Source organism: Pseudoduganella dura, assembly GCF_009727155.1.
Lineage (GTDB): Bacteria > Pseudomonadota > Gammaproteobacteria > Burkholderiales > Burkholderiaceae_D > Rugamonas > Rugamonas dura.
Window position 1 is genome coordinate 2,570,174 of the sequence record NZ_WNWM01000002.1, and the last position, 9,670, is coordinate 2,579,843.

Genomic DNA, 9,670 nt, shown 5'->3' on the forward strand with positions numbered 1-9,670 from the left:
TTCTCGCTTGGTTCGGTACAGGGTCAGTCGGCCAGCGCATCGAGCACTGCTTCCAGGTCGTGGGCGGTGTCCGCCGCGACGGATTCCGCCGGGACCGCCGGCGTGGCGGGAGAGGGGGACGAAGCGGCGGCGGCATCGGCGGCGGCGGCCACCGCGGCCAGCTCGGCCACCGTCTGGTGCTCGAACAGCTGGTTCGGCTTGAGCAGCACGCCGTGCTTGCGGGCGTGCGACACCACCTGGATGCCGATCACGGAATCGATGCCCAGGTCGAAGAAGTTGTCGTGGATGCCCACCGGCGTGATGCCCAGCGCGCCTTCGATGACGGCCACCAGCACCTCCTCGATGGCGTTGGTGGGCGGCGCCACGCACACATCCTCGCGCACGATCCTGGCCTTCTGCTCGCCGGCCTTGGCGGCTTCGGCCAGGCGGGCGGCGCGCATCCGGCGCAGCAGGGCGTCGACCGGGTGCGGGTTCAGGATCCAGTGCCCGCCGCCCTTCAGCGCCAGCGCCCGGGCGAACAGCGCGCGGCCTTCCTGCGGCGAGATCGAGCCGTCGTCGACTGCCGGCGCGGCGGCGGGCCTGGCGTCGAGCGCGCCGGCGGGTACCCGGCGCAGCTGGAAGTCGGCCACTTCCGCCAGCGGCGTGCCGTCCGGCGCGTACAGCGCGATATCGAAGCGCAGCACGTCGCGGTCGGCCGACATGCCGCGGTACTGCACGTGGCTGTACAGGCGCTCGCCGAGCCGGCCGTGCACCTTCAGCGCGCCATACGTGAACGGCAGGTATTCGTCTTCCAGCCCCAGGTCGAGCCGCGCCAGCAGGTGGCCGGTGATCGGACCGGTGGCCATGTCGAGCAGGGCGGGATGCAGGCCCAGCGCCGCATCGTCGGCCACGCCGTCGGGCAGCGCCAGTTCGCCCAGCAGTTGCCGGCCGCCGAGGCGGATGCGGCGCACCACCTGCCAGTGGCGGCCCAGGTCCAGGAAGCCCTCGCCCACCATCGCCGCCGCGCCGCCGGGGAACTCCAGCACCTCGTCGCGGCACTCCTCGGCGATGGTGGCGAGATCGGCTGCCGGCGCGGCGTCAGCGCCGCCGGCAACCACCGCCGACAGCACCGGCGCGTCGCCTTCGCGCACTTCAATGGCATAACCGCCGGCATGGCCATTGCCGGCCGGCTGGAGCACCACCTCCACCGTGACCAGCCGGTCGGCCGGCACGAACAGCGGGCGGTAGAAGAACACGTCGGACAGCGTGCACGCACCGTCGGCACCGGCCGTTTCCCGCCAGGCGGCGCGCACCATCTCGATCAGCGCGGTGCCCGGCATCACGGGAATGCCGTTGATGCGGTGATCCTGCAGCGCCCAGTGGTCCTGCGCCCGCAGGTGGGCGGTGAAGCGCACCGCACCACTCTCTTCCGTCCGGCCGAACAGGTACGGGTGGCCGAGGGCGCGGCCGGCCGGAAGGTCCGGTGCGGAAGCCGTGTGGCCCATCGCCACGGCCATCCCCACTTCGCGCCAGCCGCCATAGGCCAGCGACAGGGTGCGGCGGCCGCGCGCGCTGCGGCTGCGCGCGAACGCATCGAGGAAGGCGTTGGCGGCCGCGTAGTCGGCCTGGCCCACGCCGCCGATCGTGCCGAACAGCGACGACACGGCAACGAAGAAGTCCAGCGGCTGGCCGGCCAGCGATTCTTCCAGCGCCAGGGCGCCGAGCACCTTCGGCGCCAGCACGGCATCGGCCTGTTCGCGGGTCTTCAGCGCCATCACGCCGGCGCCGGCGATGCCGGCCGCATGCACCACGCCGCACACCGGCGGCAGCGCCGCCACCACGCGAGCCACCATCGCGCGCACGTCGGCGGCACTGGCGATATCGCAGCGCTCGGTGACGACACGCACGCCGCGCGCTGCCATCCGCTGCAGGCGGCGGATGCGCGCGGCACCCGCAGCATCGTCCGGATGCGCGGCCAGCCAGGCGTTCCAGCCATCCTGCGGCGGCATGCCGCTGCGGCCCACGAGCACCAGGTTGCGCGCGCCCCGCTCGACCAGCACTTCGGCGAATTCCAGTCCCAGGCCACCGAGGCCGCCGGTCACGATGTACGTGCCGTCGGCCGCCAGCGCCGCGGGCACCGCCGGTTCAGGCACCGTCATCGTTTCGACGTGCGCCAGCCAGCGGGCGCCGTGGCGCGCGGCCACGAACTGCTCGCCGGGGCCGGCCGGCGCATGCGGTTCGGCATCGAGGCGGGCCAGCTCGTCGAGCACCAGCTGCGGCACGTCGCCGGCGGTGCCGGCATCGAGCACGCGGCCGAACAGCGCGCGGCATTCGTGGCCGATCGACAGGTGCGCGCCCAGCAGCGTGGCCTTGACGGCGTCGACCGCTTCGCCCGGCTGCACGTCGAACAGTTCGGACACCACCGACAGCAGCGGCAGCCGGGCCGTCGCGCCGTTGCCGAACGCCTGCGCGAGCGCCAGCAGCGTGTGGAAGCCCTGCTCCATCGTGGCGGCGCCGTTGGCCGGCGTGTCGCCGCCATGGGCCGGCAGCAGCCAGGCGTGCACGATGACATCCGGCTGGCCGGCATGCGCCGCCAGCTGTTCCCAGTCCGCCGCCACGGCCGGGCGCACCCAGTAGGCGTCCAGGTCGGTCACGCCGAACGCCGGGCCGGGCTCGGCGCACGCCACGGTGGCACCGGTGCCGCGCAGCGCGGCGGCCAGCGCGTTGCCCTGCGCATCGTCGTGCGCCAGCAGCAGCACGCGCCGGCCGGCCAGCGCCGGCACCGCTTCCAGCCACGGCTGGCGGCGCCAGGAAGCCGCGTGGAACCACTCGCCCAGGTCGGCGCCGCGGCGCAGGTTCCCGTCCCCCTGCATGCCGTCCGGCGCGGCCGGCGGTTCCATCCAGTGGCGCTCGCGGGCGAACGGATAGGTGGGCAGCGAGATGCGCCGGCCCAGGTTGCCCGCGTCGACCGCCGCGTAATCGAGCGCGTGGCCGGCCGCCCACAGGTTGCCCAGCCCCTGCAGCAGGAAGCGGTCGCCGGCCATCGCGTCCTGCGGGTGGCGCATCAGCGGCACGGCAACCGCCGCCGGTTTCGCGCCGGCCGCCGCGCCTGCCCCCGTCAGATGGCGCACGAAGGTGCTCAGCACGCCGGCCGGCCCGGCTTCGACGAGGAAGCCGAAGCCGTCCTTCACCAGCGTTTCCACGCCGGCCTGGAACAGCACCGGCGACAGCAGGTGGCGCACCCAGTAATCCGGATCGCCCGCCTCGGCAGCGGTCAGCCAGGTGCCGGTGACGTTGGAGACGACCGGGATGGCCGGCGCGCGCGGCGCGGCGGCGGCGACGGCGGCGCGGAACTCGGCGGCCAGCGGACGCATCATCGCCGAATGGAACGCGTGCGACGTCTGCAGCTTGCGGGCGCCCACGCCGGCCGCTTCCAGCTCGGCGGCCAGCGCGTCGATCGCCGCCAGCGGGCCGGACACCACGCTGGCGCGGGGGCTGTTGACGGCGGCCAGTTCGATTTCCTCGCGCAGCCATGCCCGTGCCACGTCTGCTCCGCCGCCGATCGACAGCATGCCGCCGGCCGGCATCGCCTGCATCAGCCGGCCGCGCAGCGCCACCAGGCGCAGTGCGTCGTCCAACGCGAACACGCCGGCCAGCGTGGCGGCCACGTATTCGCCCAGGCTGTGACCCAGCAGCGCGGCCGGCTCGATCTGCCACGCCCGCAACTGCGAAGCCAGCGCATACTCGACGGTGAACAGCGCCGGTTGCGCATAGCGGGTTTCGCGCAACTTCGCGTTGGCTGCCTCGTCACCCTGTTCGGCCAGCAGCAGCGCGGCCAGGTCGGTGTCCACGTGCTTCGCCAGCGTGGCGCAGCACGTGTCGAACGTGGCGCGGAATGCCGGGAACAGCGCGTGCAGCTCGCGCGCCATGCCGGCGTATTGCGCGCCCTGGCCCGTGAACAGCAGCGCCAGCTTTTTCGCGGCCGGCAGCGCGGCCACCTTGCCCGGCTCCTGCGCCAGCGCCTTCAGGCCTTCGACCAGCGCGGCCGTGCCGTCCGCCGCGATGGCGCCGCGCATGTCGAACGCGCGGCGGCCCTCCTGCAGCGTGAACGCCACGTCGTCCAGGTCCGTTTGCGGATGGCGTTCGAGGAAGTGCGCCAGCTGGCCGGCGGCGCGGCCGAGCGCGCCGGGCGTCTTGGCCGACAGCGGGAACACGCGCAGCTTGCGGCCGGACATCGTGGGTTTCGTGACCGGCGGCTCTTCCAGGATCAGGTGCGCGTTGGTGCCGCCGATGCCGAACGAGCTCACCGCCGCCACGCGCTTGCTGCCCGGCGCCGCGCGCCACTCGTTGAGTTTGTCGTTGACGAAGAACGGGCTGGCGGCGAAGTCGATGCGCGGGTTCGGCGCCTCGAAGTGCAGGCTGGGCGGCACGATGCCGGTGCGCGCGGCCATGGCGGCCTTCATCACGCCGGCCACGCCGGCGGCGGGCGCCAGGTGGCCCACGTTGGTTTTCACGGAACCGATCGCGCAATATGCGTTCTTCGCGGTGTGCTGTCGGAAGGCGCGCGTGAGCGCCGTGATCTCGATCGGGTCGCCCAGCGCCGTGCCGGTGCCGTGCGCCTCGATGTAGCCGATTTCTTCCGGATGGGTGCCGGCCATCTTCAGCGCACGGGTGATCGCGGCCACCTGGCCGTCGATGCCGGGCGCCGTGTAGCCGGCCTTGTGCGAGCCGTCGTTGGTGACGGCCGAGCCGCGGATCACGGCATGGATGTTGTCGTCGTCCGCGATGGCGTCTTCCAGGCGCTTGAGCACGATGACACCCACGCCGCCCTCGGCGAACACGGTACCCTTGGCATCGGCGTCGAAGGCGCGGATGCGGCCGTCGTTCGAGTTCATGCTGCCCTCGGTGTACTGGTAGCCGAGGCCGGACGGCACGGTGGCCATCGAGCCGCCGGCCAGCGACAGGTCGCATTCGCCGGCGCGCAGCGCCTGGCAGGCCATGTGGATCGCCACCAGCGACGTCGAACACGCGGTCTGCACGGTGACCGACGGGCCGGTGAGGTTCAGCTTGTAGGCGACGCGGTTGCTCAGGTAATCCGGTTCGTTGCCGATGCCGGCGATCAGGTCGCGGTCCGATGCGCACATCACTTCGCGGTTGCTGTACACGTTGTTCAGGAAATAGCGCGACAGGCCGGTGCCGGCGAACACGGCGCCCACGCCGTGGTAGCCGTCCGGCGCGTAGCCGGCATCTTCCATGGCGGCCCACGAGGCTTCCAGGAACAGCCGCTGCTGCGGATCGATCAGCTCGGCCTCGTTCGGCGAGTAGCCGAAGAAGCCGGCATCGAACTTGTCGACATCGGGCAGGTGGTAGCCGGCGCCGACCCAGTTGCCGCCGCCGACCTGGCGTTCCACGTACGGCACGGTCAGGTAATCGTGGGCATCGATGCCGGCGCGGATCTCGCCGGGCGTGTAGTGCTTCAGCGCGCTGCGGCTTTCGCACAGCATGTTCCAGAACTGTTCCACGTCCGGTGCGCCCGGGAAGCGGCCGCTCATGCCGACGATGGCGATCTTGCCCGAGTACTGTTGATTCTCTTTCATCTGAATTCCCCTGAATATGGTCATCGTGTGATCATTGCTGGCCGCGGTTGCGGCGGCGGCCGCGCGGCGCGCTGTCGGCGCTGGCGGCGGTGTTGTCGTGGTTGTTATTGGCGTGGCCATCGCCGGCTTCGACATGGCGCACCAGGTCGGCGATGGTCGGGTGGCCGAAGAACATGTCGAGCAGGCTCACGTCGACCGGCAGCCGCGGCTGCAGGCGCGTGTGGATGCGGATCATGTCGACCGAGGTGCCGCCCAGGTCGAAGAAGTTGTCGTCGGGCGCCACCTGCGGCACGCCCAGCACCTCGGCCCACAGCGCGCAGATTTCCGCGCACAGCGGGCTGGCCGGGCCGGCCGGGCCGGCACCTGCGGGCGCTGCGGCGGCGCGGCGCGCGGCCGGTTCCGGCAGCGCCTTGCGGTCCACCTTGCCGTTGGCCGACAGCGGCAGCCGCTCCAGCCGCACGAACTGGCGCGGCACCATGTAGTCGGGCAGGCGCCGCGCCAGGTGGGCGCGCAGGCCCTCCTCGAACGCGGCCTTCGACAGCGGGGCGTCCGGCGAACCCGCCTCGGGGGCTTCCCGGCCCGGCAGGCCGCCGGCCAGCATGTGCAGGTACATCGCGTCCGCCCCCAGCGCGAACGGATCGCCGGCGCGCTCGGCGTCGAAGCCGCCCAGCTGCACCAGGCCCAGGCCGGCGCCGGCCGCGGCGTCCTCCAGCAAATGGCTGATCGCGCCCGCCTCCAGCAGGCACAGGGTGTGCGCCGCGGCGCCGTACTGCGGTTCGATGGCCTGCCGCGAGCCGACCAGGAACAGCCGGAACGCGGCGCCGGCGGCGATCGGCTGGTTGCGGCGCGGGTACAGGCCCATGTCGAGGTCGACATTCGCCGCCACCAGCTGCAGCGCGTTGCGCACCGGGTGGTAGTAGTAGATGCCGGGCTCCACGCCGTCGACGCGGCTGACGTGCAGGTACAGCTGCACCGGGTACAGGCCGCCGGCCGAGGCGTAGCGGTAGCGCGGCATGCCGTCCTCGCCGCCCTGCCGCAGCGGTTCGAGCAGCCGCGCCAGCGCTGCCGGCGCCACCGCGTCCGCCGCGAAGGCACGGGTGGAGCGGCGCACGATCCGCTGCGCCGTTGCAGCCGGGCCGCCGAGCGGCGTTTCGGTGCCGTGCAGCCGGCGCAGGCCCGGCTGCGACAGCACGCCGCGCAGCTTGTCGCCGCCGGCCGGCGCGTCGTCGCGCAGGTAATAGCCGACCAGCTGGCCCGCCTTGCCGGCGCCCACGCTCACGTTGGCCACCGCCGTCTGCACGCCCTGATAGGCATTCATCGCGCTTTCCACCTCGCCCAGCTCCACGCGGTAGCCGTTGACCTTCACCTGGAAATCGATGCGGCCGAGGATTTCCAGCGTGCCGTCCGGCAGCCAGCGCCCCAGGTCGCCGGTGCGGTAAAGCCGCGCGCCGCTGTGCGGGCAGCGCACGAAAGCCTGCGCGGTGCGTTCGGAATCGTTCCAGTAGCCGACGGCCACGCCGATGCCGCCGATGCACAGCTCGCCGGGCACGCCGACCGGGCAGTGGTCCAGGTTGGCGTCGCGCACGTGGAACGTCTGGTTCAGCATCGGCCGGCCGTACGGGATGCTGCGCCATGCCGGGTCCACCGTCTCGACCGGGTAGGCGATCGACCAGATCGAGGCCTCGGTGGCGCCGCCCAGGCTCCAGATGGCGGCGTTCGGGCACCACGTGCGGATCTGCGCCGGCAGCGCCAGCGAGATCCAGTCGCCGCTCATCATCGCCACGCGCAGGCGCAGGTCGGGCCGCTCGGCCACGTCGCGCAGGTAGCCCACGTACAGGTCCAGCAGCGCCGGCACGGTGTTCCACAGCGTTACGCCGTGCCGCGCCATGATGTCAGCCCAGTGCGTCGGTTCGCGCGCGTGGTCCGCCGCCGGCAGCACCAGCGCGCCGCCGGCGCCCAGCACGCCGAAGATGTCCCAGACCGACAGGTCGAAGTTCAGCGCGGAGAGGCCCAGCACGCGATCGTCCGCGCCGACCTGCATGCGGGCGTTGACGTCCGCGCAGGTGTTCAGTGCGCCGCGGTGGTCGATGGCGACACCCTTCGGCGTGCCGGTCGAGCCGGACGTGTAGATCACGTAAGCAAGGTCGGCCGGTGCGCGCAGGGCCGGCAGCGGCCGCGTCGTGCCGGGCTTCAGGCCGTCGAGCTCGATCACGGTGCGCGCCGATGCCACCCGCCGCGTCTTCAGCGTGGCCGCGTCGGTGACGACGGCGGCGGCGCCGGACAGGCGCAGCACCTCGTCGATGCGTTCCTGCGGCAGGCCCGGTTCGATCGGCAGGTAGGCGGTGCCCGCTTCGAGGATGCCCAGCACCGCCACCACCTGCGCGGCCGATTTCGGCAGCAGCACGGCCACCAGCGCGCCGGTGGGCACGTCGCGGGCGCAGAGCGCATGGGCCAGCGCATTGGCTTCGCGGTACAGCGCGCCGAAGGTCAGCATGCGGGTGCCGTCGGCCACGGCCAGGCTGTCCGGCCGCGCGCGGCACTGGGCCAGCAGCGGCTCGTGCAGCAGCCCGGCCGGTACCGGCGTCGCGGTGGCGTTGGCGCGCGCCATCAGCGACGCCTGCGCCGGCGGCACCAGGTCGAGCCGCGGATGCTGCCACGCCGTGCCGTCGCGGGCCAGCCGCTGCAGCAGGCCGGTGAAGGCATCGAACATCGCATCCACGAAACCGTGCTGGAACAGTTCGTCGACACTGTCCCAGTCGATGACGAGGTCGCCGCCGTATTCGCCGGCCTGGCAGTCGAGCCACACCTGCGGCGTCTGCGTGACGGAATACGCGGTATGGCCCAGCCAGTCGAGCGGCACCGAATGGGCAAGCGCGTCGGACGCGCCGCCGCTGTTCAGGGCGCCGGTGAACACGACCGGCATCGTGACCGACTGCGCGCCGCGCTTGCGCTCGGTGAGCTCGCGCAGCACGCGCACGCCGCTGACGGCGCGGTGGTCCAGGTCCTGCCACAGCTGCCGCTGCACGCCGAGCGCGATATCGGCGAACGAGCGCGGCGCGGAAAGGTCGAACGCCAGCAGCGTGACCGTGGTGAAATCGCCGACCAGGCGGTCGACATCCGGGTGGAACGGCAGGCGGTTGAACAGCGTGAGGTTCAGCGTGAAGCGCGGCGATTGCGACCAGCGCCGCACCACGCAGGCATAGATCGACAGCAGCAGCGCGGCCGGCGTGATGCGCAGCGCGCCCGCGCGTTTTTTGAGCGCTTCCCAGTCGCCGCGCGGCAGGCTCAGGCTGCGGTGCGTGAACTTCGGCGCGTCGATCGATTCCGGGCTGCGCGCCAGCGGGAATTCCGGCGGCGGCGGCAGGTCGTCCAGCCGGTCGCGCCAGTAGCGCAGCGAATCCTGGAACGCCCGCGTGCCTTCCATCTGGCGCAGGCCCGCCTCGTAGTCGGCGAACGAGAACGCCAGCGGCGGCAGCTCATGGTCTGGGTGGTCGTGGTAGTGCTGCCAGTCGGCGCTGACCAGGTCGAAGCTGTGCGCATCGAGGATCAGCACGTCGAGCGACAGGTGCAGCCGCAGCACGCCGGCCGGCAGGCGGCTGGCGCGGATCTCGAACAGCGGCCACACATCGGCCGGCAGCACCTGGTGCGACAGTTCGTCGCGCAGCGCCGCCAGCCGGGCCGCGCGCTCCTGCGCCGCCAGGGCGGACAGGTCTTCCACCTTGAAGCGGTAGTACGGCACGTCGGCCAGGATGCGCTGGTTGCCGTCGGACTGCACCACGGCGCGCAGCATGTCGTGCCGGGCGATGACGCGGTTGAAGGCGCGTTCCAGCCGCTCCAGGTCGGCGCCGCGCGCTTCCACTTCCAGGTAGCCGTGCGCGGAAACGTTGCCCATCGCGAAGCTGCCCTGGCGGCCCACCCAGTAGGCCTGCTGGATTTCCGTCAGCGGGAACGGCTTGCGGCGGCGGCCGGCATCCGGTTCCAGCTGGGGCACGCCCTGCCCGCGCGCCACCTCCTCGCGCCGCTCGCGCATGCGCGCCAGCAGCGTTTCCGTTTGCGACCGGGACAGGCCGGCGATCTTGTCGATAATGTCCATG

At 72.5% G+C, this 9,670-nt stretch carries 2 protein-coding genes; both read right to left on the bottom strand.

Annotated features, from left to right (window positions below; translation table 11 throughout):
• Positions 1–23 precede the first annotated feature (23 nt).
• Complete coding sequence (locus GJV26_RS11270; RefSeq protein WP_173346186.1) at positions 24–5,576, bottom strand: type I polyketide synthase; 5,553 nt, start codon at positions 5,574–5,576, stop codon at positions 24–26.
• A 31-nt stretch (positions 5,577–5,607) separates the two neighbouring features.
• Entirely contained in the window at positions 5,608–9,669 is a 4,062-nt protein-coding gene (locus tag GJV26_RS11275) for a non-ribosomal peptide synthetase (protein ID WP_155708904.1), read from the bottom strand.
• Position 9,670: the final 1 nt, after the last annotated feature.

Coding starts and splice junctions, on each gene's coding strand:
- GJV26_RS11270 (WP_173346186.1), bottom strand. CDS start 5,576: ATGAAAGAGAATCAACAGTACTCGGGCAAGATCGCCATCGTCGGCATG.
- GJV26_RS11275 (WP_155708904.1), bottom strand. CDS start 9,669: ATGGACATTATCGACAAGATCGCCGGCCTGTCCCGGTCGCAAACGGAA.